The sequence below is a fragment of the Amycolatopsis sp. NPDC004169 genome (assembly GCF_040610315.1).
GTDB lineage: Bacteria > Actinomycetota > Actinomycetes > Mycobacteriales > Pseudonocardiaceae > Amycolatopsis.
Genome location: NZ_JBEXMD010000014.1, coordinates 191,425 through 215,903 on the forward strand (window position 1 = coordinate 191,425; position 24,479 = coordinate 215,903).

Here is a 24,479-nt window from a genome sequence, read left to right on the forward strand (position 1 = left end):
TCCGGACGAGCGGGTGCCCGCACACCAAGCTGAGCGCTGAACGGAACCCCGAGGCGCTAGCGCCCTGCGGCGGTTCAGGCCATCAGAGCGACGAGGGTGGCCAGGGCGGGTGCGCCCTGGCCCAGCAGACCCTTGATCCGGGCCCGCCGGGGGTCGAAGGCGATCAGGGCCACGCTCGCCGCGAGCATGGACGCTCCCGCGGCCGAAACGAGGGCGCGGCCGACCGCGATCGCCCCGGAATCGGCCGCGATCAGCCCCGCGAGCACCTGCAAAGCCAGGAATGCGTTGTAACAGCCCTGATGGAACGCCCACGGGCGGACCACGTCGACGTCCGCCGCGCGTACCTCGAACATCGCGTGCACCTCGGGGCGCGCGAAGCGGATGCTTTCCATCGTGAACATCCACAAGTGCATCACCGCCGCGATGAGCGCGAAGACCTGCGCGGGGATGTTCACCGGGGTCGCGCCAGCCGCGAGGGCGCGTCCGGGAGCAGGGCGCCGGTCTCGTCCAGTTCGGCCAGCAGTGCCGGGACGCCGACGGTCAGCATCTTGGTGCGGACCGAGCCGAGCAGCTTGGCCATCGCGAACCCGCCGATTCCGGTGAATCCGGTGTGGTGGTAGGTGAAACGGGTTCCGCCGGCTACCGGCTCGAGCCGGTAGCGGACGTGGCTGGGTGTCTCCCCCTCTGCGCCCACCCACGTGTAGTGCAGCAGTTCGCGCTCGCGGACCTCCAGCACCTCGCAGTCGACGATCCCCCGCCAGCCGGGCATCGGCTTGGCGACGAACCGGAACTTGGTGCCGACCACCGGCTCGAAGCCGACCGCGCGGGCGCCTTTGCCGGTCGAGGTCCAGTACGGGATCAGGTCCGGGTCGGTCATGGCGCGCCAGACCTTCACGGGCGAGTGCGGGTAGTCGCGGACGATGTGGATCTCGGACATTGCGGACTCCTACCTTCAGTTGCTGTAAATTTACAGTAGCAGAAACTTTCGTGTGGCTGAAGTAGGATGGCCGCATGACGACAGCGGGAACCGGCCGGCCGGCCGTCGAGGGATTGCGGGAGCGCAAGAAACGCGCGATGCGCCGGCAGCTGTCCGACACCGCCGCGCGGATGTTCCTCGAACGCGGCTTCGACGCCGTCCGGGTCGCCGACGTCGGCGAAGCGTGCGGGGTGTCCGAAAAGACCGTCTTCAACTACTTCCCGAGCAAGGAAGCGCTGCTCCTGGACCGGCTCGAGGCCACGGCCGACGCGTTGCGCACCCACCTGCCGGACCCGGCGCTGACCCCGGTCGGCGCGATGCTGGCGATCCTCGACCACGAACGGGACGTCCTCGCCACCGCCCTCACCACAGACGCAGACGCCGACGCCGACCGCGCGCTGGCGCAGTACCGGCAGTTCGGCGACCTGATCCGGAACACGCCGTCGCTGCGGGCCTACCAGAGCGACATCGCCGACCGGTTCGTCGACATCGCCGCCGAAGCGCTCGCCACCCGGACCGGGCTGCGCCCTGACGACCCCGAACCGCAGATCGCCGCGGCGACGCTCCTCGGCCTGTGGCGGGTCCAATTCCGCGCCCTCCGGACCCACGTGCGCCCCGGCCACCCCCTGCCGGACGCGATCGACGCCGTGGCCTGCGAGGTCCGCCGGGCCGCCCAGCTGGCGGAAGCCGGACTCGCCGCCTTTCCGGCACCCGCGGAACCACGCTGACCGGCCCCCGCGCCGCCCGCGGGGAACGCGGCCGGACGATCAGGAGTGCCGCAGGAGCGCCCCGATCCCCTCCTTCAGGTCGACCCGTTCGTCCATGACCGTCACCGACGCGCCCGACACGAGCGCCGCCCACGGCACGGCTTCGTCCGCCCGCTGCCGCCGTCCGTCCTCGACGCCGAATGCCGTCAGCCCGTCACGGTCCAGCGCGATTTCGCCGGCGTTGCGGCCGGCCCAGACCTCGGCGTCGCCGGGATCGCCGATCAACAGCGTGTCCACGTTGGCCTCGGCCAGCGCCCGGACGACCTCGGCGAGCCCGGTCACCGCGAGCCCGTCCTCCCGGCCCAGCCCGGTGCGGAAGCTCTCGGCGAGCTCGTCCAGCACCTTCAGCCGCTCACCGGCCAGCACGGTCCGGATCTCCTGCTCCAGATCCTCCTGCGAGGCCCCCGCGGCCCGGCTGCCGGCCTCCAGTTCCCGGGTGACGTCCTGGACCGCCGTCGGCAGCTTCTCGTGCAGCGCCCGGCGGGCCTGCACCTCCCCCACCAGCAGCACCAGCCCCGGCTGCACCGCCGCGACCCGCTCGGCGACGCGTCCGGCGACGTCCTCCAGGTTCTTGTCGCGGGTTTCCTCGACGTCGGCCTGCATCCTGCGGTGCGCCATCCCGCCGCCGCGCACCTTGTGCAGCGGCCAGTCCTCGCCCGTCACCGTCTCGGTGGCGACCTCCCGGCCCTCGCCGTCGCGGGTCACCAGGTCCGCGCCCCGGTGGTCGACCGTCACCAGCAGGTACGGGATCGACGGCGCACCGTGCGAGAAGAACGGCAGCAGGTACGGCAGCGGCGAGACGCGCTCGACCTGGGCGGCCGGCGCATCCGCGAGCCGCCGGTCCACCACGACCCGGCCCCCGGCCGCGACGACCCCGCGCCCGCTCCGGCCGACCGGGGGCTCGCTGTCGCGGATCGCCGTCACGACCGCCTCGGCCGTCGCGTCGTCGGCCCCCCGCTCGCCGAGCCGGGCGGCGATCTCCCGCAGTTTCAGCTCGAGCTGCCGCTCCGCGTCCTCGGTGTCGTGCGAATCCTCGAGGAACACCGATGCGAACGGCCCTTCCGCCGCCAGCACAGCCTTCACCTGGTCCTCGTCCACAGTGCGCTCCTCGATCGTCGAACCGGCCAAACCACCGCCTTACCCGCCCCGGCCGCGGACAAACGGCAACCAGGTGACCCCACCTGAACGAGCAGATCGGCCGACGGCAATGCCGTTCAGCAGCAGGAGGAACAGCACTGCGCACCGCGAGGTCTCCGGCACCGGGTTCCCGCCGGGTCGCGGAACCGGGCAACGGAGACCTCGTCGGTGTTTCCCCTCTCGGCGTGGCTACAGGGCGTTGTGGAAGATGTTCCAGCCCTCGAAGGACACGTCCGCGGGCTGGCACGGACGGACCACCATCTGCACACCCACCTTGCTCTTGGCGTCGGGCGGCACCCAGAGGCACTCACCGGTGTGCCGGAAGCCGATCAGCGACTCCAGGAACACCGAGTCGGGCAGGTTCAAGCCCGAGTTGAACTCCGTGTTGCTGAACGGGCTGCTCCCGCACTCCTCGATCCCCACCGGGGATCCGCCATCGGGTTCGAAGGCCCAGAGGCAACCGCCGGAAGCCACGTTCTGGAACCGGTAGGTCGGGCCCGACCCCAGCTTCTGGAACTGCCAGTCCTGGAGGTCGAGTCCGGGCTGGCACTTCTCCTGGACGACGGGAACGTCCAGGTTCGCCGACGTGGGCTGCAGGCACATGGTGAGGTCGCCCTGGCTCTGGATCTTCACGAACCCCGTCGTCGGCGGCGCCGCGGCCGGAGCGGCCGGTGTCGGCGCGGCCTGTGCCGTGGCCGGCACCGCCATCGCCGCGGCGGCCGCGGCGCCGAGCAGCGCCCTCGAAACCTTCGTTCTGGTGTGCACGTGATCGCCTCCCATTGTCACGTAGCCGATGTGGCGGGCGAAGCGTGCCGCGTGGTGCTGCAAGCAACCTGCAAAGGTCCTTGCAGCGGCTTTCCGGCGAGGGCGTCACCCGAGGTCGCGCAGCCGCCCGCGGACGTGTTCGACGTCGGGGTGGCCCAATTCGGTGCCCAGCCGCAGGGCTGTCGCCCACGCTTTGCGCGCCGCCTCCGGCGCCCCGGCGGCGGCGTGGGCCTCGCCGAGGCGTCTCAGGATCTCGGCTGCGTCGTAGTGGTTGCCGATGTCGCGGAACAGCTCGACCGCCGCCGTGTAGCAGCCGACGGCGCGGTCGTGCCGGCCCAGCAGCTGGTAGGCGTAGCCGATGCTGTCGAGCGTGGCGGCCTTGCCGGGGCGGTCACCGGTCGTGCGGAACAGGTCCAGCGCCTCCCGGCAGCGGGCGAGGGCCGGCTCGGGCCTGCCCTGCGTGGCGTGGGTCCACCCGAGGTTGTTCAGGGCGTAGGCCTGCCCGTTGGGATCGTTGGCGACGCGGAAGAACGCCAGTGCGTCCTCTTTGTGGGCGAGCGCGTCACCGTGGTCGCCGCGCTCGGTCGCCAGCGCGCCGAGCAGGCCGGCAGCCTGTCCCCGGCCCGCCGGGTCGCCGATCTCCGCGAAGGCCTGTGCCGCGGCCTTGACCTCGACGGCGGCGTCCTGCTGGTGGCCGAGCCAGTACAGGGTGCGGCCGAGGCCCAGGTGGGTGTAGGCCTGCCCGAGCCGGTCGCCGGTGCGCCGGGCCACCTCGAGGGCACGGCGCTGGGCGACGACCCAGTCGGGCCAGTAGTTGGCGTAGCACAGGTTGCCGGTCATCGTCGCGGCGATCCGCCAGGCCTGCTCCTCGCACCCGGCGGTGGCGGCCGCGAGTTCCGCCATCGCCGGGAGCGCGGTGCGTTCGGCGGCCAGCCAGCGCATCGCCGCCTGCGGACCGTCGTGGTCCTCGGGCCGGACGCCGGGCCGGGCCGGCGGCAGGGAGATCTTCGGCGGGCCGTACGCCAGCCGGAAGGCCCGGTGCGCGGAGTGCAGGTAGTGGTCGATCAGCCGATGCACGGCCGCCTGCCGCTCGACGGCCGGGTGCCGGGTGTGGACCTGGTCGCGGGCGTAGGCGCGCAGCAGGTCGTGGAAGGTGTAGCGGCCGGGGCGGTGCTCGGTCAGCAGCTGCGCCCCGGCGAGCTCGGCCAGCGCCGCCCGGCACCGCGCGACGGGCAGGTCGCCGAGACTGGCGGCGGCGGCCACCGTGATCTCCGCTCCGGGGTGCAGGCCCAGCAGCCGGAACAGCCGGGCGGTGCCGGCCGCCAAGGCTTGGACGGACGAAGAGAACACGACCCGCAGGTCGGTCTCGGCGTCACCGGCGCGCAACGCGTCCAGGACGTTTTCCGCCTCTCGCAGTTCCTTCGCCAGCGCCGCCAGGGGAAGGGCCCGGCTCGCCTGCGCGCGGGCCGCGGTGATCGTCAGCGCCAGCGGGAGCCGGGCGCACCGGGTGACCAGCTCGGCGACCGCGCCGGGTTCGGTCGCGGTGCGGCCGGACCCGATTCTCCGGTCCAGCAGTGCGTGCGACTCCTGCGGGCCGAGCAGGTCCGGCTGGACCGGGACGGCACCGTGCGTCGCCATCAGCGGTGCCAGCTGATCGCGGCTGGTGACCACGGCCAGGCAGCCCGGCGAACCGGGGAGCAGCGGGCGCACCTGTTCGGCGTTGCGCGCGTTGTCCAGCACGACCAGGACGCGGCGTCCCGCCAGCACGCTCCGGTACAGCCCGATCTGGGCGTCCGGCGTGGCCGGGACGGCCTGCGGCGGCACCCCGAGCGCGTCGAGGAAGCCGCGCACCGCCTCGGCGGGCGGCATCGGCGGCCCGGCCGGGTCGAAGCCACGCAGGTTCACGTACAGCTGCCCGTCCGGGAAGCGGTCACGGACCCGGTGCGCCCAGTGCACCGCGAGGGCGGTCTTGCCGATCCCCGCGGTACCCGTGACGATCGCCGCGGCCGGCGCGCCCGCGGCCACCAGCCGGTCCAATGTGGACAACTCCGCGGCCCGGCCGACGAACCCGCTCACCGCGGCCGGCAGCTGCGCGGGGACGACGCCCCGGCCGCCGGCCACGATCGGCGGGGCCGGCGGCGCCAGCGCCGGGTCCTGCCGCAGGATGGCCGATTCCAGGTCGCGCAGGGCCGGGATCGGGGCCAAGCCCAGCTCCTCGTCGAGGATGCGCCGCAACCGCTGGTAGGTCGCCAGCGCATCCGCCTGCCTGCCGGCCCGGTACTGCGCCAGCATCAGCTGACCGTAGCTCGGTTCGTGGTGGGGGTGCTGCCGGATCAGCGCCTCCAGCTCCGGGATGAGCTGCTCGTGCCGCCCCCGTGCCAGCAACGCGTCCGCCAAGGCGTGCCGGGTTTTGAGGTGCAGCTCGTCGAGGTGGTGCGCGTGCAGGTCGAACCAGTTCAGCCCGGCGAGGTCGGCCAGCGGCCTGCCCCGCCACAGCGCCACCGCGGCCTGCAGCAGCGTCTCCCGCCCGGCGACGTCCGTCTCCCGGGTGCCCTCGGCGAACAGGCGCGTGGCGGCCTGGACGTCGGTGGCTTCGCCCTCGACGTCCAGCAGGTAGCCCGGCGAGCGAGCCAGGATCGCGGCGCGGTCGCCCAGGATCCGGCGCAGGTGGGACATGTGGGACTGCACCGTCGCCGCGGTCGGCGCCTTGTCGTCGCCCCAGACGACGTCGACCAGGCCGTCGGTGCTCACCACCTGTCCCGGCTGCAGCGCCAGCGCCGCCAGCACGGCCTTCAACCGCCGGCCCGGCACCGCACGCGGTGCGCCGTGCACGAGCACGTCGATCGACCCCAGCAGCCGGACCCGCACCCGCCCCACCTCCGCGACCCGGTCGCGTCACCCCCGCTTCCGTTTTACCACCCGGGCCTCGCGGCCGTGGAGAACGAACCGCACCCGCGGAACATAACCGTGCCGTAGCACCGCTGTAACCAATCGTCATTACGGTCCCCGGGACATGTCGATCGGGCAGATGACGGATTCGGCGTCGATGGCGCTTCCCCGGGGTGAACAGGTGCAGCTGGAAGCGGACGCGAAGCAGGTCGACGCGAGAGGGCGCTGGCTGCCCGTGTTCGGGGCGGTGCTGGCCGCCGCGCTTTTCCTGGTGGTGCGCGGGAGTCTCACCGACGACGGCTACATCACGCTCGCCTACGCGAAGAACCTGGCCGTGCACGGCGAATGGGGCATCATCCCCGGCTCGCCCGCGAACTCCGCGACGTCACCGCTGAACGTCCTGCTCCTCGCCGCACTGACCCTGGTGACGCGCGTGGCCGGCGGCCCGCACCCGGTCGTGGCGCTCGGGATCCTGACGGTCCTGTGCGGCGGCGCGCTCGGCTGGGCCTGGCAGCGCATCGGGCGGAAGGTGGCGCTGCCGACCGCGGCCGGGGCGCTCGGTGTCGTGCTGGTGCTGGTCAACCCGTTCGTGCTGTCTGCGATCGGTCTCGAAGTCCTGTTGATCCCCGCTGTCCTGCTGGTCCTCACGGTCTTCGCGCTCGAAGGACGGCCGATCCTGTTCGGCGTGACCGCCGGGCTCGCCGTCCTCACCCGGCTCGACCTCGTCGTGTTCGTGGTGGTGATCGCGCTCGGAGCGCCCGCGATCCGGCGGCGGCTGCTGCCTGCCGCCGGTTTCGCGGTGCTGACGGCCGCGCCGTGGTTCGTCTTCAGCTGGCTCGCTTTCGGCTCGTTCGTGCCCGACACACTGGCCATCAAACAGGCGCAGGCGGGGCTGTTCGCGCCGTGGACCTACCGCACCGGGCCGGTGATGTACTACAACGTCTACCCGGTGACCGTGCTGGTGACGTTCCTCCCGGCCGTGCTCGGCGTGGTCGCGCTCGCCGGCTGGGCCGTCGCCCGGATCTCCTTGCGGCGGCGGGAATTCCCCGCGCTCGGCACGGTGGCGGCGCTGGGTGCCGGCGGCGTCCTCTACTTCGTCGCCTATTCGTTCATCGGCGTCGGCCCGTTCCACTGGTACTACGTGGCCCCGACGACGACGGTGGGCAGTTTCGCCGTCGCGGCCTTCGGTGCCTGGCTCGGGCGCGCCCGCGAGCGGACGGCGCTGCGCACCGTTCCCCCGCTGCTCGCCCTGGGGCTGACCGGACTGCTGGCGCTGAGCGCGGCGGCCGTCGACGTCGCCCAAGGCATCCCGTGGAAGTCGCCGGTCGTCTTCGGGAACTGGGCCAGCGCACCGGACTACGCGCGGGTCGGCACGGCGCTGGGCGCGCGGCTGGACGGCGCGAGCGTGGCCAGTCCCGGGGAGATCGGCACTCTCGCGTACTTCTGCGAGTGCGCCATCATCGACGAGTTCTCCGACCGCGGCCACGCGAAGGAGCTGATCGAGCGGCGGATCGCCACGGCGAACCCGCTGATGAGCTTCGCGCTGCGGGTGAACTACCACTGGCTGGACCGCTCGATCACCCCGCGCGAACCGGACTACCGGCTGAACTACGGCTCGGGGCCGGCGACCGGGCCGGACAGCTGGCCGGTGCAGTCCGCGGCCAGGGGCGCCGGGCACTTCACCCTCACCCGCGAACCGTGACGCAGCGGCTTGCCCACCCGGCACAGGCGATCCCGGCCCCGGAGTCCCGGCCGCGGCGCTGGGTGCTGCCCGGCGCCGTCGCCGTGGTGTCCGCCGCCGTCTTCGCGGTGGTGCGCCCGCACCTGGTCGACGACACGTTCATCACGCTGGCCTACGCGCGCAACCTCACCTTCCACGGGCACTGGGGGCTGATCGCGGCGGAGACGTCGAACACCGCGACGTCGCCGCTGAACGTCCTGCTCCTCGCCGCACTGACGCTGGTCCTGCGGGACGCGGTGCTCGCCGCCGGTGCGCTGTTCGTGCTCTGCCAGGTCGCGCTGGCCCTCGCGCTGCGCCGGGCGGGCGACCGGGCGGGGCTGCCGGCCTGGTTCGCACCGATCGCCGTCGCAATGCTGACGGTGAACCCGCTGCTGCTGTCGTCGATCGGGCTCGAGGTCGACCTCGGCGCCGCCGGCGTCGCCTGGCTGCTGGTCTTCGCGGGCGAACGGCGGCCGGTCGCCCTCGGCGTCCTGACCGGGCTGCTCGCCCTCGTCCGGCTCGACCTGGTCGTGGTCGCGCTGGTGCTCTTCGCGCTGCGGCGCCGGTTCTGGGAGAAGGCGTGGCAGTCGGTGCTCGCCGCGGCGGCGGTCGCGCTCCCCTGGTTCGCCTTCAGCTGGGTGGTGCTCGGGTCGGCGGTGCCGGACACGGTGATCATCAAGACCCTGCAGAAGTCTTGGGGGCCGTGGGACTTCGGCAACGGCCCCGGCCTCTACGCCGAGGTCTTCCCGTGGGCGACGGTCGCGTCGTTCCTCCCGGCCGCGCTCGCGCTGCTCGCCTTCGCGCTCTGCGTGGCGGACGCGGCCCGCGGTGGCCCGCTGTGGGCCCGGGTGCGGCCGTTCGTCCCGCTGGTGCCGGCCGGGATCGCGCACTACCTGGCCTACACGCGGCTGCACGTGCCGCCGTACCACTGGTACTACGGGCCGAGCCTGGTCGCGGCGACGCTCTTCTTCGCGGCCACCGCGACGGCGGCCGTGCGCGTGCCGGCCCGGGTGGTGGCCGCCGGCGCGGTGGCGGGGGTGCTGGTGGTCAGCACCGGGGCGTACGCGGCCGGCGGCCTGCCACGGCGGTTCGCGCCGCTGATGTCCAACCACGACGCAACCGCGGACTACGAGCGGATCGGACCGGAGCTGGGCCGTCTGGTCGGCGACGGCACCGTGCGCAGCGGCGGCGAGATCGGTGTGCTGGCCTACAGCTGCGGCTGCGCGATCGTGGACCTCTTCGACGACCGCGGAGCCGTCGGCCCGGCGATCGCCGAGCGCGAGGCCCGGCTCGGCACGCTCAGCCGGACGCTGCTCGACGTCAACTTCCGCTTCTTCGACTTCGGCGACCGGCCGATCGTCACCGACTACGCCCTGGTGCGCGGGGACCCACCGCCGGGCGCGCTGGCGCATTGGACGCTGACGTCGCCGTGGGCCGGCACGCAGCAACTGTACCTCGTCCGGGGCAATGGGGACGGAACTTGACCGGACTCGTCAGCCGGCTACGACGAAGTTTTCGAAGTTCAGAGTCACGGCGCCGCACGGCGGGGCTGTCGCAGCCGAAGAATCGATCGTCATCGAGATCCGGTCGCTGCCCGCGAGAGGACCGATCGACGAGGGCACGGCGGCACTGGCCCCGGCGCCCGTCCCGACGTGCAGCGTGACGAACACCTTGCCGACACCGAGGAGGATGGTCACCGGGCCGCACAGCTTGGCTTTCTGGTCGACGCTCACCGTGCCCCGCAGGTACGAGCCGGACGGCGGGGTCCCATGGGCCCGGAGGATCATGCCCAATTCCGGCTGGCCGCCCGGTGAGCCGAGCACGACGGGCACGTGACGGCCGACGGTCGCGCCGACCGTCTGTCCGTCCGGGGTGCCACCGGTCGCCCAGGCCAGCTCGTAACCGTTCTCGGGGACGACTGGACCGTCGTCGGCGGACAGGTACAGGCTGAACCCGACCGTCGCGGCCGCACCCAGAACGGCCGCGGTCAGCAAGGTGCTCCAGGCGATCAGCCGCCGCCGGCCGGGCAGCCGTCGAGCGCGTTTCACCGGCGGGGAAGAGGGACCGGCCGATGCGGTCGCCGGTCGGCCGAGGTCGGTGAGGGAGGCGGCCTGAGGGGCGCCACCATTCGGCCCGACCGGCTTCAGTGCGGGCGCCTCCGGTTCTCCCCGCTCAGGCGCGGCCGACCTGGCGGCCGCCTTTTCCCGGCCGAACCCGGCTGGTGTCGATCCGGCCGGCGGCCGCTCGAGCACCTCCGATCCCGCCGGGGCGTCGTCCCGGCCGAGCGCGACCGGCTTCGGCGTGGCCGCCTTCGGTCCGGCCGGCCTCGGCGCCGTTGGCTCCAGCGGGCCACGCACCGATCCGACCGGCTCCGGCACGGCCGTCTTCGACGCCGCAGGCGCGAGCTCACGGGCACGCTTGTCGTGCTCCAGCCTCTGCAGGGTATCGATGGCCGTGAGGTCACCCGCCGCCGCCGACGTGCGCAAGATCTTCCACGCCTCGGACCGCAGGCTGTCCCGTTTGCTGAGCAGCGCCGCGCGCAGGTCCGGATCCAGCGCAGGGGGCAACGACAGGCCCTTCCGGCTGTGCGCGAGGTATACCGGCCCGCTGCTCCGGTCGTTCCGGGTCGGCGTCTGGTGGGGCGTCCGGGACCGGACGCGATCGTAGACGTAGTTGTACAGCTCGACCGCCTCGATCCGGCCGTCCGCGTCCAGGTCCGCGTCGCCGCTGCGCAACCCCGAAATGATCGCTTCGGTGAAGATCGACGGGACCTGCGGGCCGATCGGGGAATGTCCGGTTCCCGACTCGAAAGCGTGCTCGAGGTGGGTCGAGGCCGTCATCACCAGGCAACCACGGCCCGATTTCGCCGACAGCTGGTCCACCACGTCGATCCGGCTTCCCGATTTGGGCACGTGACCGGCGGGGAAAGCGCCGCTGAAACAGCAGTCGAGCCACAACACCACCTGCCGCGCCGGACTGCGGTCCGCCTCGTCGCGGACGAATTCCGCCGGCAGGCTGGTGGCGTTCAACAAGTCGAGCAAGGTGTCGGTCGTCGCGAAGTGGAGTCGGCCGCGGGTGTCCTTGACGCCGTGGCCCGAAATGTGCAGCAGGAGCAAGTCCTGCCGGGTGGCCTCGGTGAAGAACCGGCCGATGGCCACCCGCACCTCCTGAATGGACCCGTCGGGAACGACCTGGACCTCGAAGCCGCCGATGTCCGGGTCCGCCAGCAACCGTTCCAGTTGATCGGCTTCCTTCACCGGACCCCGCAACGGCTTCAGGCCCGGGTCCGCGTACTGGCCAGTTGCGACGAGCAGGGCCAGACGCCGCCCGCCAGGCGTCACCGGAGCACCTGCTCCGCCCCAAGCGCATGGGATATCGTGCCGGGCGTGACGGACATTTCGGTGACAGTTGTCGAGGAAGATCCCACGCTCGCCGACGAGCAGCTCCGGCAACTGCGCGAGGAACTGCTCGGGCTCGACGTCGATTCGGTCGAATTCGGCCAGGGCCGGACGCCGCCGGAAGGCGCGAAAGGGGTCGACGCCTCGACGTTGTCCCTCGTCGTCACCCTCAGCTCCTCCCCAGTGCTGATCATCCTCGGCCGGACCCTGCGCGATTGGGTCGGCAGGGCGAAAGATCGCTCCTTGATCATCCGCAAGGACGGCCGATCGCTGGAAATCACCGGCGCCCGCAGTGGCCGTGATCAAAAACTGATCGAGGCATTCCTGCGGGACGAGCAACTCTAGCGCCCGGCAACGCCCAACCCGCGCCAGGGCGCCGTCTGAAGCTTGCTGCGGCCCAATCAGGAGTCCCGCCACCCGGTGCCCCGGCCGATCTCGGCAGGCGGAGTCGTGGTCCGCGGACGCGCCCGGCGGTACAGGAGAGCCGCGCCTGGTCATGGTCGTCGCCACCGGCCGCTGGTGGCGACGACCCTCACCCGGCGACTCGCGCCGTGCTCGAGCTTCTTGCCGAGCCGCTCAGCGGGCCAGCAGGTCCCGGATCGCGGCCGCGATCTCGCCGGGGGCCTCCTCGGCCATGAAGTGCCCCGCCCGGGTCAGCCGGTGGTCCAGGTCCGGCGCCCACGCCTTCCACACCGCGGCCGCGTCGTAGCCCAGCTGGGCTCCCCAGTCCTGCTGGACCACCGTCACCGGCATGGCCAGCTGGGAGCCCGCGTCGAGGTCGGCCTGGTCGTGTTCGACGTCGATGTCCGCCGAGGCCCGGTAGTCCGCGACGATCGACGGGACCGCCGCCGCGCTCGCCCGCAGGTACTCCGCGCGCACCTCGGCCGGGATCGCGGCCGGGTCGTTGGCCCACGCGTCGAGGAACGAGCCGAAGAACGCGTCCGCGCTGTTCGCGATCATCGTCTCGGGCAGGCCGGGCGGCTGGGCCATGAGGAACAGGTGGTAGCCGACCGCCGCCGGGACGCCGTGGAGGACGTTCCACATGTCGAGCGTCGGCACCACGTCGAGGATGCCCAGGTGGGTGACGGACTCCGGGTGGTCAAGGCCCGCCCGGAAGGCGACCAGGGCACCCCGGTCGTGGCCGACGAGGGCGAAGCGCTCGTGGCCGAGCGCCGCCGCCAGCTTCACGACGTCTTCGGCCATCGTGCGCTTGGCGTACACGCTCCGGTCGTCGGCCGCCGGCTTGTCGCTGGCGCCGTAGCCGCGCAGGTCGGGGCAGATCACCGTGTGCTCGCCGGCGAGGCGCTCGGCGACGTGCCGCCACATCAGGTGGGTCTGCGGGAAGCCGTGCAGCAGCACGACCGGGTCGCCGCTGCCGCCGACGGCGGCCGCCAGTTCCACGCCGCCGGCGCCGGACAGGCGGACGTGGTCGAAGCCGTGGCTGGGGAGAGTCATGGGAGGTGCGTCTTTCTGCTGGGGAACCCGACCCGGCCAGCGTGGCCGCCGCCGATCAGCAACCGATCAGCACGACGGGCGTGGCCGGCACCCGACCGGCGAAGATGGGGCCATGCGAATCGACGTGCTGGGCGCCGTGCGGGCGGTGCGCGACGACGGGAGCCCGGTGGACCTGGGCGGGCCGCGCCATCGCGAAGTGCTCGCCCGGCTCGTCGCGGCCGAGGGGCGGCTGGTCACCACCGACACGCTGGTCGGCGACCTGTGGCCCGATCCCCCCGCCCGCGCGGTGGGCGCGTTGCGCACGTTCGTCACCGCCCTGCGCCGCGCGCTCGAGCCCGGCCGGGCGCCGCGCACGCCGCCCCGGGTGATCGTGACCGAAGGACCCGGCTACGCCCTGCGCCTGCCGCGGGAGGACGTCGACGTCCACCGGTTCGAGGACGCCCTGGACCGGACCCGGCGGGCTCCCGGCGCCGTGACCGACCTCAGCGCGGCGCTGGCGGCCTGGCGGGGAACCGCCTACGCCGACGTGCCGGACTCCGCGTGGGCCCAGCGCGAGCGAACCCGGCTGGAGGAGCTGAGGCTGACGGCCGTGGAGCTGCGCGCCCGCGTCCTCCTCGACGCGGGCGAGGGCGGCGACCTCGTCGCCGAGCTGGGTGCCCACGTCGCGGAACACCCGTGGCGCGAGCCGGCGTGGGGCCTGCTGGCCCGCGCGTTGCACCGGGCCGGGCGGCAGGCCGACGCGCTGGCGACCCTCCGCCGCGCCCGCGCGATGCTCGTCGACCAGCTCGGGCTCGACCCCGGCGCCGGCCTGCAGCGGCTGGAGACCGAAATCCTGAACGGCACCGGGACCGCGTGGCCCGCCTCCGGTGCCCGGTTCGGCCCGCGCACCACGGTGGACCTGGCCCGCACCCTCGCACTGGCGGGCGGCGACGCCCTCGTCCACTCGCGGCGCGACCGGCTGGCCGCGATCGAGGCCGCCGAACGCACCGGCGACCTCGTGCTGACGGCCCGGATCATCGGTGCCTACGACGTGCCCGCGATCTGGAGCCGGGCCGACGACCTCGGGCAGTCGCGCGCCGTCGTGGCGGCGGCCGAGCGCACGCTCGCCGCGCTCGGGCCCGGCAGTCCGCCCGACCTGCGAGCCCGCCTCCTGGCGACCGTCGCCGTCGAGAGCCGCAGCGGCGACCTCACCGCCGCCGAGCGGGACCGCGCGCGGCGAGCCGCGGGCGAGGCCGAAGCACTGGCCCGCGGCATCGGTGATCCCGCGCTGCTGGCGTTCGCGCTCAACGGCGTCTTCCTGCAGTCCTTTTCCCGCCCCGGACTGGCGGCCGTCCGCGACCGGACGGGCGCCGAGATCCTCGACGTGGCGACGCGGCACGACCTGCCGGCCTTCGCGGTGCTCGGCAGGCTCGTCCGGCTGCAGTCCGCCTCGGCCCTCGGCGACCTCGACACCGCGGAGGCGCACGCGGCCGCAGCCGAACAGCTCGCCGCCACCGCCGAGTCGCCGTTGGTCGCGGTGCTCGTCGCGTGGTTCCGGGCCCGGGCGACGGCCGCTCGCAGCACGGAACCCGGCGGCCCGTCCCCCGCGACGGCCGCGGCGCAGTACCGCGCCGCCGAGGACGCCCTCCGGACGGCGGGCATGCCGGGACTGCACCGCGGCCTGTTCCCCTTGGCGCTGCTGGGGTTGCGCCTGCTGCACGGCCGGGCCGCGCCCACCGACCCGCACCTCGACTGGGGGCCGTACCGCCCGTGGACGCAGCCTCACGTGTCGCTCGCCCAAGGCAGGCGGGACGAGGCCCGCGCCGCCCTCGCGGCCGCACCCGAACCACCGCGCGACCACCTGCAGGAGGCGATGTGGTGCCTGACCGCAGACGCCGCGGTCCGTCTCGGCGAGCGCGGGATCGCGGCCGCCGCCGCGGAAAGCCTGCGCGACGCCGCGGGGGAACACGCCGGCGCGGCGAGCGGGATGCTGACTCTGGGACCGGTGGCGCGGTACCTGACCGACGCCGCCGCGAGGAAATGAGCCTCGAACAGTAGCTCGGCCACCGGGGGGCAGGGCTGCGTCGTCCGCGGATTGACGGATTGATAGAGTCATCAATCCAGGAGGTGCCCATGCCCGCCCGATCCCGCACGACCGAGCCGCTCTACCGGATCAAGGCCGACCTGTTCAAATGCCTGGCCCACCCGATCCGCATCCAGGTGCTGGAGGTGCTGGCCGCGGCCGGCGACGAGGGCACGCCGGTCACCCGGCTGCTCGAGGTGACCGACTGCGAAGCGTCCCACCTGTCCCAGCACCTCGCGGTGCTCCGCCGCAGCGGCGTCGTCGTCTCCACCCGCACGGGCAACGCCGTCGAGTACTGGCTTGCCCAGCCGCTCGTCGCGGAGCTCCTCGTCGTGGCGCGGGCCTTCCTGCTCTCCAGCCTGACCCCGGATTCCGACCGGCTCCGGACCGCCCAGGAACTGCCGCCCCTGCCCGGAGCCAGCCCGCAGGCCATCCTCGACGCGATCGCGGCCGACGCGTGAGCCGCCTCGCGGCCGTCCGGGAACTGCTGCCCGGCCGGGCCGACTACGACCTGCGGCTGCCGGTCCTGCGTGCGGACCTCCTCGCCGGTGTCACCGTCGGCGTCGTGGCCCTGCCGCTGGCGCTGGCCTTCGGCATCAGCTCGGGGGCCGGCGCGGCCGCCGGGCTCGTCACCGCCGTGGTGGCCGGGATCGTGGCCGCGGTCTTCGGCGGCTCCCCGGTCCAGGTCTCCGGCCCGACCGGAGCGATGGCCGTCGTCCTGGCACCGATCGTGGCCGCCCACGGGACGGCGTCCGTGGCGCTCGTGTCGATCCTGGGCGGCGTGGTCGTGCTCGCCGCGGGCGCGGCGCGGCTGGGCAGGCTGGTCGGCTACCTGCCCTGGCCGGTCGTCGAAGGCTTCACCCTCGGCATCGCCTGCATCATCTTCCTCCAGCAGATCCCCGCCGCCGTCGGGACGACCGCGCCGCCGGGGCGGAATCCCCTGCTGGGCGCGGTATCCGCCGTCGCGAACGCCGGTGGTGCGGTGGGCTGGACGGTGGCCACGGTCGCCGTCGTGGCGGTGATCATGCTCGCGCTGCCGAAGCTGCACCGCGGCATTCCGGCGTCCCTGGTGGCGGTGATCGTGGTGACGGTCGCCGCCGAAGTCGCGCACGCCCCGGTGCCACGCATCGGGACGCTGCCCGGCAGCCTCTCCCCCACGCTGCCGCACTTCGACCTCGGCGTGGCCCACGACCTCGCCGGGGCGGTCGTCGCCGTGGCCGCGCTGGCCGCCATCGAATCCCTGCTGTCGGCCCGGGTGGCCGCGACGATGACCCGGGGCGGCCCGCCGGTCGGGCCCACCCGCCCGGACCGCGAGCTCGTCGGCCAAGGTCTCGCCTCGATCGCCGTCGGCCTGTTCGGCGGGATGCCCGCGACCGGCGCGATCGCCCGCACCGCGGTCAACGTCCGCTCCGGGGCGCGCACGCGGCTCGCCTCCGTCGTCCACGCGCTGGTGATCCTCGCGGTGATCTACGCCGCCACCGGGCTCGTCTCGCGGATCCCCCTGTCAGCCCTCGCCGGTGTCCTGCTGGTCACGAGCCTGCGCATGGTGCCGCTCGCCACGATCCGCGAAGTCGTCCGGGCGAGCCGGTCGAGCGCGGCTACCTTCGCCGTGACCGCGCTCGTCACCGTCGCGGCCGACCTCATCCTCGCGGTGGAGATCGGCTTGCTGGCCGCCGCGTTCTTCGCGCTGCGCCACCTCGCCCGCGCCGCACGCGCCGGCCGCGACCCGCTGCCCGGCCCGGCCGCCGACGGCGACGAGCACATCGCGGTGCTGCGGTTCGAAGGCGCGGTGTTCTGGGGCGCTTCGGAACGGATCATGACCGAGCTCGCGGCCGCGGCCGACGACGTCCTCGTCGTCATCCTGCGGTTCTCCCGCCTGCACCTGCTCGACGCGACCGGCGCGAAAGCACTGGGCGAGACCATCGGGGAACTGGAGGCGCGAGGCGTCACGGTGCTGCTGAAGGGAATCCAGGCCCACCACAAGCACCTGCTGACCACCACGGGCGCCCTCCGCACCGGCAGCAGGCTGTTCACCAGCCTCGACGACGCGGTCGCCGAGGCCCGCGCGCGGGTGAGCGCCGCATCGGCCCGGCCTCCCCGAGCCGACCTGGCGAATTCCGCGGCCGACGTGTGACCAGGTGGCTTCGGTCGGGTCTTCCCGAGGCTTCCGTCGCCCATGGTGCGCTGCTGGCGAAGATCCCCGCCGGGAACGAGCCGCACGGGTTGTGCGTCTGGCCGCAGCCGGGCCGGTACTCGCTGGGCCACACGGGCATTACGCGGTGAGCAGTTCCCCGGCAGCACGGGAAGGCGGCCGGTGGCCACCAGCCGGACCGGACGGCTGGTGCCGGTTCCGATCCGGGTGGGCGGGCGGCCGGTTCAGCTCACTTCGTTCAGCTTCCCGGTGGCGACGTCGAACACGAACCCCCGCACGGAGTCCTTCTTCGGGATGAACGGGCTGTTCTTGATGCGGGCGATCGACTGGCGGACGTCGTCGTCGAGGTCGCCGAAGGCTTCGGCCGCCCACGCCGGCTTGACGCCGACCTCCTCCTGGATGGACCTCTTGAAGTCGTCGTCGGTGAAGGTGAGCATGCCGCAGTCCGTGTGGTGGATGAGGATGATCTCCTCCGTTCCGAGCAGGCGCTGGCTGATGGCCAGTGAGCGGATCTCGTCCTCGGTCACGACGCCACCGGCGTTGCGGATGACGTGGGCTTCGCCTTCGTTGAGGCCGAGGACGCCGTAGACGTTGATGCGCGCGTCCATGCACGCGAGCACGGCGACGTGCTTGGCGGGCGGGAGCGGAAGCGGCCCGCTGAAGTTCGCGGCGTAGGCGGCGTTGTTGGCCAGCAGTTCGTCGGTGACCGACATGGGCGTTCCCTTCTCGGCGGAACAGGATGTGCCGAGTCGATCGCTGACGGCGGCCGGGCGCAAATGCGCCCAGGAACTGGGCAGGGGTTAGCCCGATCGGGCGACCGGGCCAATCCGTGCGGTGCAGTGCTTCGAAAACGAGCTGCGGCCCTTCGCCTCGCTCAGCAGCTCTTCGTCTCCGCGAGCTCCCTGACATCTCCGTCTGCAGGCTTCGGACGGCGCAGTCGGGCCGTGGCCGCCGCCGCGAGGAGGAACACGACCGCCTCGTAGACCATCGCCGAGCCCATCGCGCCGGCGGCGTAGACCACCCCCGCCAGCGCCACCCCCAGCGTGCCGCCCAACTGCTGCGAAGTGGGCAGCAATCCCGACACGGAACTGGCCACGTGCCCCGGAACCCGGTGCAGCACCAGCGAAAACGCCGATGCGGTGAAGACCCCGAACGCGAAGCCGCCGGCACCCAGCACCGTCCACAGGACCGGGGCCGGCCCGGCCAGCGCCGGGACCACGAGCAGGGACACCACCGCCAGTCCCCCGGACGCGGCCGCCAGGGCCGCGGCACCGAACCGGCGGGCCGCGGCTTCCGCGACCGCGCTGCCCAGCAGGGCGCCGACCGCGTACGGCGCGACGGTCACCGCCGTGACCAGCGGATCGCGGTGCAGCGCGCCCTGCAGGTGCAGGGAAAGCAGCAGGCTGAACGACGGGATCCCGGCGTTGAACAGCAGCACCGCCCCGATGCCCCACCGGGTCGTCGCCGCGGTCAGCGCTTCCGGGCGCACCAGCGGATCCCGCACCCGCCGCTGGGACACGGCGAACGCGGCGAGCAGGCCCAGCCCCAGCGCCAGGCTCGCCCACGTCCAGGCCGGCCAGCCCGCGTCCTGCCCGAGGGTCAGCGGCAGCACGAGCAGGATCAGCCCGGTCAGCGACAGCGCGGCCCCGGCCGGATCCACCCGGCTCGCGCCCGCCGGTCCCCGGCCGTCGGGCAGGATCCGGACCAGGACCAGCGAAGCGATCCCGACCGGCACCGGCAGGGCCAGCGCCAGCCGCCACCCCAGCCCGAACGGGTCGAAGTGCAGCAGCACGCCGCAGCACAGCGGGCCGGCCAGCGACGCCACGGCCATCGTCGCCCCGTAGCGGCCCAGCACCGCGGCCCGCCGCTGCGGCGGCACCGCGGTCTGGATCAGCGACAGGATCTGCGGCGCGACCAGGCCGCTGCCTGCCCCCTGCACCAGCCGGGCGACCACGAGCGTCCCGGCGTCCGGCGCGGCGGCCGCGGCGAGCGACGCCAGCGTGAACACGACCGTGCCGGCGACGAACACCCGCCGGTAGCCGAACCGGTCGCCGAGCCGGGCCGCGGTGATCAGCGAGCAGGCGTAGGTCAGCGTGTACCCGACCAGCGCGAGCTGCCCCGCGCCCGAGCCGGCGGCCAGGTCGTGGCGGATGCGCGGCACCGCCAGCTGCATGACCGTGACGCTCATCAGCTGGACGAACGTGCCCGACAGCAGCACGGCCTGAGCGGCGGGCCTCATGCCTGCTTCGCGATCCGGCCGAGGAGTTCGGCGAGCTCGGCCGGCCGGGTCAGGAACGGCGAGTGGCCGCCGGGCAGGGAGTGCACCGCGAACGGGTGCTCGGGCGTCAGGCGGTCGGCCTCGGCGATCATCAGGTCCTGCGTGGCGGGCGGCAGCGCCCGGTCTTCGGTCAGCCGGACGTAGCTGCGCGGCACCCGGCCCCACCGCCCGGCGGTCACCGGGTACGCCCCGGCCAGCGACGCCACCGGCTCGTCGGGGTGCAGCGTCAGCCGCCAGCCGGGCCGGTCCGCAGGCCAGTCGGACAGGAACGCCCGCCGGATCGCCTCGACCTCGGCGGGATCGGGTGAGAGCGGGTTGATCCGGAAGGCGCCGAGGACATCCGCGTCGCCGGTCCAGGGCGCGTGCGCCGCGCCGGCGTTGACCGGGTCCGTCACGTACTGCCCGAAGCTCGGCCGCCCGGCGGGGACGAACGCCGACAGGTAGACGAGGTGGTCGACCAGGTCCGGGTGGCGTTCGACCGCGGCCGAAGCCGGGCCGCCGCCCGCGCTGTGCGCGACGAGGACGACGCGGGCGAACCGGCGGCGCACCTCGGCGAGCTCGGTGACCAGCGCGTCGGTGAGCACCTCGGTGGTGAGCCCGGCGAGCGCGGAGGGTTCGGTCGCCAGCCCGGGCTGCCCGGGCCGCAGGTAGCCGGTCGGCAGCGGCGCGGTGACGCCGTGCCCGGGCAGGTCCACCGCGACGCCGGCGACGCCCTGGGCGGCCAGTGCCCGCTGGGTGGCGGCCCAGTGCAGCGAGGAGTGCCAGGCACCGTGGACGAACACGCAGGCGGTGATGTCGTTCATGACGCCCACTCCACCGCGCCCCGGACCCGCTATCCAGTTTCATAGCTGAATCACCCTCGGGCGATATCCTGAACGTATGGAGTCCCGTCATCTCCGCTACGCACTGGCGCTGGCGGAGCACCAGCACTTCGGCCGCGCGGCCGCGTCCCTCGGCATCGCCCAGCCGCCGCTGTCCACGCAGATCGCGGCCGTCGAGCGCGAGGTCGGCGAGCGGCTGTTCGACCGCACGCCCCGCGGGGTGTTCCCGACCGCGGCCGGCACCGCGTTCCTGGCCAGGGCCCGGCGCGCGCTGTGCGAGATGTCGGCCGCCGCGGTCGAAGCCGGCCGCGCGGCCCGCGGCGAGACGGGGCAGCTGCGCATGGGGTTCATCGGCTCGGCGTTGCTCGATCCGCTGCCCGGCGTGCTGGGCCGGTTCCGCAGGGCCCGGCCGGACGTCCGGCTCGACCTGCGGGAGATGAGCAGCCCGGAGGGGACGGCCGCCCTGGTCGCGGGCGAGCTCGACGTCGCGGTCGGCCGCGGCGCGCCGCGCGGGGCGGGCGTGGATGGCCTGGTGACCGTCCCGATCGGCGCCGACCACCTGGTCGCCGTGGTCAGTGCGGCCCATCCCTTCGCCGGCCGCGCAGAGATCCGGCTGGAGCAGCTCGCGGCCGAGCGGCTGATCATGTCGGCGCCCACCCAGGAACCCGCCGTGGCCGCCCGCCTGCGCGAGGAGTTCGGCGCGGGCGCGGCCGCGCTCGACGCCGCCACGATGTCACGGGACATCCACACGATCATCGGCCTGGCGGCGTGCGACGTGGGTGTCGGCCTCGGCCCGGCCCGGATGCGGCTGGCCGGCCGCAAGGACGTCCGCTTCTGCGACATCGCCCCGCAGGTCCGCCTCCCGGACCTGCAGCTGTCCTTCCGCGCGGCCGACGACTCCCCGGTGCTCGCGGCGTTCCTGGACGTCGTCCGCGCCAACTGCGCGGAAGTCGGCTCCCGCCTCGACGACGTCCTCGCCCGCAGAGAAGCCCGGTCGGTCAAGCAGTAGTCACCGCCGCTGATCGACGCAGCCGGGGAACCTTCGCCTCGGCTCAGCCGACCGACGCAGCCGGGCGAGCTTTCCTTCGACTCAGCCGATCGCGAGGTTCGCGATCGACGGGGTGGTCGGCTGCAGCGATCCGGTCGCAGGCTCCACCGTCACCGCGACCCCGTCGACCCCGGCGGGCAATACGGTTTCGACGGTCCCCTCCGGGTGGATCAACCCCGCCGAGCGGGGCGCTCCCGGCCCGGTCAGCCACACCTCGTACGCCTGGCCCGCATCCAGCCGCGGCAACGCCTGCGCGGCCACCAGGACCTTGCCCAGCCGCCGGGAAACCGTGGCCGTGACCGAGCCGCCGCCGGCCGCGGCCGTGCGGAGCGTGGTCACGTCGGGTGCGGACGTCACCGCGCCGTCGGCCACCGGGACCGGGCGGCCCGGGACCGACTGGTCCAGCCCGATGCTGATCCCGCCGGCGAGCACCGCGGCCGCGGCGGCGACGGACGCGATCCCGATCAGTGCCCGCTTGCGCCACGGGCTGCGTCGCACCGGAGAGGTCGGCTCGGCGACGCGGGGAGGCAGCTGCCGCGTTTGCGCGACCGCGGCGAGCACCCGGCGGCGGAAGCTCTCGTCCGGACCGACCGCGACGGCGGTGCCCAGCAGGGCCGCGGTCTCGCGGAAGCCGGCGACTTCTTCGGCGCAGGACGGGCACTGCCCCAGGTGCCGGGTGAACGCGGCCCGCTCGAGGTCGTCGAGCGCGTCGAGGGCGTACGCGCCGGCGAGGAGGTGGGCGTCGGCGGTGGTCATCGGGGCACTCCCAGCGCGTCACGCGAGCGGATCGGAAGCCTCCCGGGTGGTGCGGCCCTGGAAGGCGGTGTGTCACGAGGCATTCGTCCCGGACGGCCCGTGCGGCTTGGTGTGGTGCCGAGAAACCCCGCCGGTCACCCGCACGGGGGACACTGGCAGTCCACAATGGATCGTGCGCGGCACCCGATCCGGTGTGACGGGGGCAGCACGACCAAGCCGCCGGCCGCGCCGCCCCGAATGGCCGGTATGACCGTCACCCAGCTCGACCCGGAAACACCGGCCGCACCGCCGCGTGCCCGGCTGCGGTTCTTCGCCGCCGCGTTCACCGGCGTCCTCGCCCTGGCCGCCGCGCTCGCGGCCGGGCACCTGGTGGCCGGGTTCATCAGCGTCAACGCCTCGCCCTACCTCGCGGTGGGCAACGGCGCCATCGACCTCACCCCGGTCGAGCTGAAGGACTTCGCCGTCCGCACGTTCGGCACCTACGACAAGCTCGTGCTGCTGGGCGGCATGGCCGTGGTCATGGTCGGCGTCGCCGCGCTCGCGGGCGTCCTGTCGCGCCGGTCGCCGGTGCCCGGGACGGTGATCATCGCCCTGTTCGGGCTCGTCGGCGCCTTCGCCGTGTTCGAACGGCCCGATCTGGGCGCGGAGGCGCTGCTCGCGCCGATCGCCAGCCTGGTCGTCGGCATCGCCGTGTTCCTGCTGCTGCACCGGATCGCGCCGCGCGTGTGGCGGGAACCGGACTCCGGCGAGAAGTCCGGGACGTCACGGCGGGCGTTCCTGCTCGGCGGCGCCGGTGTGGTCGCCGGCGCCGGCGCGGCGGGCCTGGGCGGGCAGCTGATCAGCTCGTCGCGCGACGCCACCGCGTCCCGCGACGCGGTGGGCAAGCTGATCCCGGCGCGCACCGCGCCGACGATCCCGGCCGACGCGGACTTCGCCAAGCTGGGCACGCCGCCCTTCCTGACGCCGAACGGCAAGTTCTACCGCGTCGACACCGCGCTGTCGGTGCCGCAGGTGCGCACCGAGGACTGGAGCCTGCGCCTGCACGGCATGGTCGACCGGGAAATCCGCTACAGCTACGGCGATATCCGCAACCGGCCACTGGTCGAGCGCACGGTCACGATGACGTGCGTGTCCAACGAGGTCGGCGGCGACTACGTGTCGACGTCGAACTTCATCGGCGTCGACCTCGCCGACCTGCTCGCCGAAGCCGGCGTGAAACCCGGCGCCGAGCAGCTGTTCTGCACCAGCGTCGATGGCTGGACCTCGGGCACCCCGGTCGCCGCGGCGCAGGATCGCGGCCGCGGCGCGATGCTCGCGATCGGGATGAACGGCGAACCACTGCCGCTGGAACACGGTTTTCCGGCCCGGCTGGTCACCCCCGGGCTTTTCGGCTACGTCTCGGCGACGAAATGGGTCGTGGACATCGAAGTCACGACGTGGGCCGCGCGCCAGGCGTACTGGCTCAAACGCGGCTGGAGCCGGGAAGCACCGATCAAAACCGAATCGCGCATCGACTCCCACCGGGGCTTCGCGAACGTCCGGCCGGGGAAGGTGCGCGTGGCCGGGGTGGCGTGGGCGCAGCACACGGGCATCGAGAAGGTCGAGGTCCGCGTCGATCAGGGCCCGTGGCAGGAGACCACGCTGTCGCAGGAGGTCAACCTGAACACGTGGCGGATGTGGTGGGCCGAGGTCGACATCCCGGCCGGGGTGCACCAGGTGTTCTGCCGCGCCACCGACAAGTCCGGCTACACCCAGACCGACCAGCGGGCGGGCACCGTGCCCGACGGCGCGACAGGGTGGCACAACGTCACCTTCACCGCAGCCTGAAAATTTTCTTCCCGATCCACCAATCCGGTTCCCGCCGGGTCGCGAATACCCGATAACAGGGGCGGATGAAAACCACCGCCTCAGCCGCGCAATCCATTGGAGTGAATTCTCGTGCGTAACCTTCGTATTGCCGGAATCGGCCTGACCGCGGCCGCCGCGCTCACCCTCACCGCGTGCGGCAGCAGCGACACCGCTTCCTCGGGCAGCTCCAGCGCCCCCGCCCCGTCGTCCTCGATGGCGGCCCCGTCCTCGAGCATGGCGTCCGGCAGCGCCAACGGCGTGACCACCAACGCCGATGTCTTCGGCCCGGCGTGTTCGCAGCTGCCGCAGGGGTCCGCGCCCGGCTCGCTGGACTCGATGGGCCCGCAGCCGGTCGCCTCGGCCGCCTCGACCAACCCGCTGCTGACCAAGCTGGTGGCCGCGGTCAA

General features: G+C 73.5%; 20 protein-coding genes and 1 pseudogene. 10 read left to right on the forward strand and 11 right to left on the reverse strand.

Annotated features, from left to right (window positions below):
- Positions 1–74: 74 nt before the first annotated feature.
- Together ABZX11_RS21180 and ABZX11_RS21185 are read right to left on the reverse strand one after the other, a co-directional pair.
- The gene (locus ABZX11_RS21180; RefSeq protein WP_354915289.1) at positions 75–455 is read right to left on the reverse strand and encodes a DUF1304 domain-containing protein; all 381 of its coding nucleotides are present in this window, start codon (positions 453–455) and stop codon (positions 75–77) included.
- A complete protein-coding gene (locus ABZX11_RS21185; RefSeq protein WP_354915292.1) occupies positions 452–937 on the reverse strand; it encodes an SRPBCC domain-containing protein in 486 nt (161 codons plus the stop codon). Before ABZX11_RS21185 ends, ABZX11_RS21180 begins: the two co-directional genes overlap by 4 nt.
- A gap of 74 nt (positions 938–1,011) precedes the next feature.
- Here ABZX11_RS21185 and ABZX11_RS21190 point away from each other — a divergent pair, with 74 nt between their 5' ends.
- Positions 1,012–1,704, forward strand: a complete 693-nt coding sequence (locus tag ABZX11_RS21190; RefSeq protein WP_354915295.1) for a TetR family transcriptional regulator — start codon at positions 1,012–1,014, stop codon at positions 1,702–1,704.
- A 39-nt stretch (positions 1,705–1,743) separates the two neighbouring features.
- On the opposite strand, the gene ABZX11_RS21195 is transcribed toward ABZX11_RS21190, so the two are convergent.
- The 3 genes from ABZX11_RS21195 to ABZX11_RS21205 form a co-directional block, all read right to left on the reverse strand.
- Complete coding sequence (locus ABZX11_RS21195; protein ID WP_354915298.1) at positions 1,744–2,871, reverse strand: Vms1/Ankzf1 family peptidyl-tRNA hydrolase; 1,128 nt, start codon at positions 2,869–2,871, stop codon at positions 1,744–1,746.
- A 198-nt stretch (positions 2,872–3,069) separates the two neighbouring features.
- Positions 3,070–3,645, reverse strand: coding sequence for an RICIN domain-containing protein (locus ABZX11_RS21200; protein WP_354915301.1), 576 nt, complete (start codon positions 3,643–3,645; stop codon positions 3,070–3,072).
- Between the two features lie 105 nt (positions 3,646–3,750).
- Entirely contained in the window at positions 3,751–6,513 is a 2,763-nt protein-coding gene (locus tag ABZX11_RS21205) for a BTAD domain-containing putative transcriptional regulator (RefSeq protein ID WP_354915304.1), read from the reverse strand.
- Between the two features lie 145 nt (positions 6,514–6,658).
- On the opposite strand from ABZX11_RS21205, the gene ABZX11_RS21210 reads away from it, so the two are divergent.
- Positions 6,659–8,236, forward strand: coding sequence for a hypothetical protein (locus tag ABZX11_RS21210; RefSeq protein WP_354915307.1), 1,578 nt, complete (start codon positions 6,659–6,661; stop codon positions 8,234–8,236).
- Positions 8,233–9,738, forward strand: coding sequence for a hypothetical protein (locus tag ABZX11_RS21215; RefSeq protein WP_354915310.1), 1,506 nt, complete (start codon positions 8,233–8,235; stop codon positions 9,736–9,738). Before ABZX11_RS21210 ends, ABZX11_RS21215 begins: the two co-directional genes overlap by 4 nt.
- Positions 9,739–9,747: 9 nt before the next feature.
- On the opposite strand, the gene ABZX11_RS21220 is transcribed toward ABZX11_RS21215, so the two are convergent.
- Positions 9,748–11,706, reverse strand: a complete 1,959-nt coding sequence (locus tag ABZX11_RS21220; RefSeq protein WP_354915313.1) for a caspase family protein — start codon at positions 11,704–11,706, stop codon at positions 9,748–9,750.
- Here ABZX11_RS21220 and ABZX11_RS21225 point away from each other — a divergent pair.
- Positions 11,656–11,997, forward strand: coding sequence for a hypothetical protein (locus ABZX11_RS21225; RefSeq protein ID WP_354915316.1), 342 nt, complete (start codon positions 11,656–11,658; stop codon positions 11,995–11,997). The genes ABZX11_RS21220 and ABZX11_RS21225 overlap by 51 nt on opposite strands.
- 231 nt (positions 11,998–12,228) lie before the next feature.
- Here the strand turns inward: ABZX11_RS21225 and ABZX11_RS21230 are convergent, their stop codons facing one another.
- On the reverse strand, positions 12,229–13,107 hold the full coding sequence (locus ABZX11_RS21230) for an alpha/beta hydrolase (RefSeq protein WP_354915319.1): 879 nt from the start codon (positions 13,105–13,107) through the stop codon (positions 12,229–12,231).
- Between the two features lie 112 nt (positions 13,108–13,219).
- On the opposite strand from ABZX11_RS21230, the gene ABZX11_RS21235 reads away from it, so the two are divergent.
- The 3 genes from ABZX11_RS21235 to ABZX11_RS21245 all read left to right on the forward strand — a co-directional run bounded on the left by ABZX11_RS21235 (position 13,220) and on the right by ABZX11_RS21245 (position 17,303).
- A complete protein-coding gene (locus ABZX11_RS21235) occupies positions 13,220–15,130 on the forward strand; it encodes an AfsR/SARP family transcriptional regulator (protein WP_354915322.1) in 1,911 nt (636 codons plus the stop codon).
- Between the two features lie 89 nt (positions 15,131–15,219).
- Complete coding sequence (locus ABZX11_RS21240; RefSeq protein WP_176176994.1) at positions 15,220–15,630, forward strand: metalloregulator ArsR/SmtB family transcription factor; 411 nt, start codon at positions 15,220–15,222, stop codon at positions 15,628–15,630.
- The gene (locus tag ABZX11_RS21245) at positions 15,627–17,303 is read left to right on the forward strand and encodes a SulP family inorganic anion transporter (RefSeq protein ID WP_354915325.1); all 1,677 of its coding nucleotides are present in this window, start codon (positions 15,627–15,629) and stop codon (positions 17,301–17,303) included. Before ABZX11_RS21240 ends, ABZX11_RS21245 begins: the two co-directional genes overlap by 4 nt.
- Before the next feature lie 242 nt (positions 17,304–17,545).
- Here the strand turns inward: ABZX11_RS21245 and ABZX11_RS21250 are convergent, their stop codons facing one another.
- The 3 genes from ABZX11_RS21250 to ABZX11_RS21260 all read right to left on the reverse strand — a co-directional run bounded on the left by ABZX11_RS21250 (position 17,546) and on the right by ABZX11_RS21260 (position 20,402).
- The gene (locus tag ABZX11_RS21250) at positions 17,546–18,034 is read right to left on the reverse strand and encodes a carbonic anhydrase (protein ID WP_354915328.1); all 489 of its coding nucleotides are present in this window, start codon (positions 18,032–18,034) and stop codon (positions 17,546–17,548) included.
- A 161-nt stretch (positions 18,035–18,195) separates the two neighbouring features.
- Complete coding sequence (locus tag ABZX11_RS21255; RefSeq protein WP_354915331.1) at positions 18,196–19,560, reverse strand: MFS transporter; 1,365 nt, start codon at positions 19,558–19,560, stop codon at positions 18,196–18,198.
- Positions 19,557–20,402, reverse strand: coding sequence for an alpha/beta fold hydrolase (locus ABZX11_RS21260; RefSeq protein WP_176176972.1), 846 nt, complete (start codon positions 20,400–20,402; stop codon positions 19,557–19,559). The genes ABZX11_RS21255 and ABZX11_RS21260 overlap by 4 nt, the downstream gene beginning before the upstream one ends.
- A gap of 76 nt (positions 20,403–20,478) precedes the next feature.
- On the opposite strand from ABZX11_RS21260, the gene ABZX11_RS21265 reads away from it, so the two are divergent.
- A complete protein-coding gene (locus ABZX11_RS21265; RefSeq protein ID WP_354915335.1) occupies positions 20,479–21,429 on the forward strand; it encodes a LysR family transcriptional regulator in 951 nt (316 codons plus the stop codon).
- A gap of 81 nt (positions 21,430–21,510) precedes the next feature.
- On the opposite strand, the gene ABZX11_RS21270 is transcribed toward ABZX11_RS21265, so the two are convergent.
- Positions 21,511–22,224: an anti-sigma factor gene (locus ABZX11_RS21270; protein WP_354915338.1), complete on the reverse strand. Its 714-nt coding sequence runs from the start codon at positions 22,222–22,224 to the stop codon at positions 21,511–21,513.
- A gap of 246 nt (positions 22,225–22,470) precedes the next feature.
- Between ABZX11_RS21270 and ABZX11_RS21275 the strand changes: the two genes are divergently transcribed.
- Positions 22,471–24,051, forward strand: coding sequence for a molybdopterin-dependent oxidoreductase (locus tag ABZX11_RS21275; protein WP_254897328.1), 1,581 nt, complete (start codon positions 22,471–22,473; stop codon positions 24,049–24,051).
- A gap of 111 nt (positions 24,052–24,162) precedes the next feature.
- Positions 24,163–24,479 (forward strand): annotated as a pseudogene (locus ABZX11_RS21280) (fasciclin domain-containing protein); the annotation flags it as partial.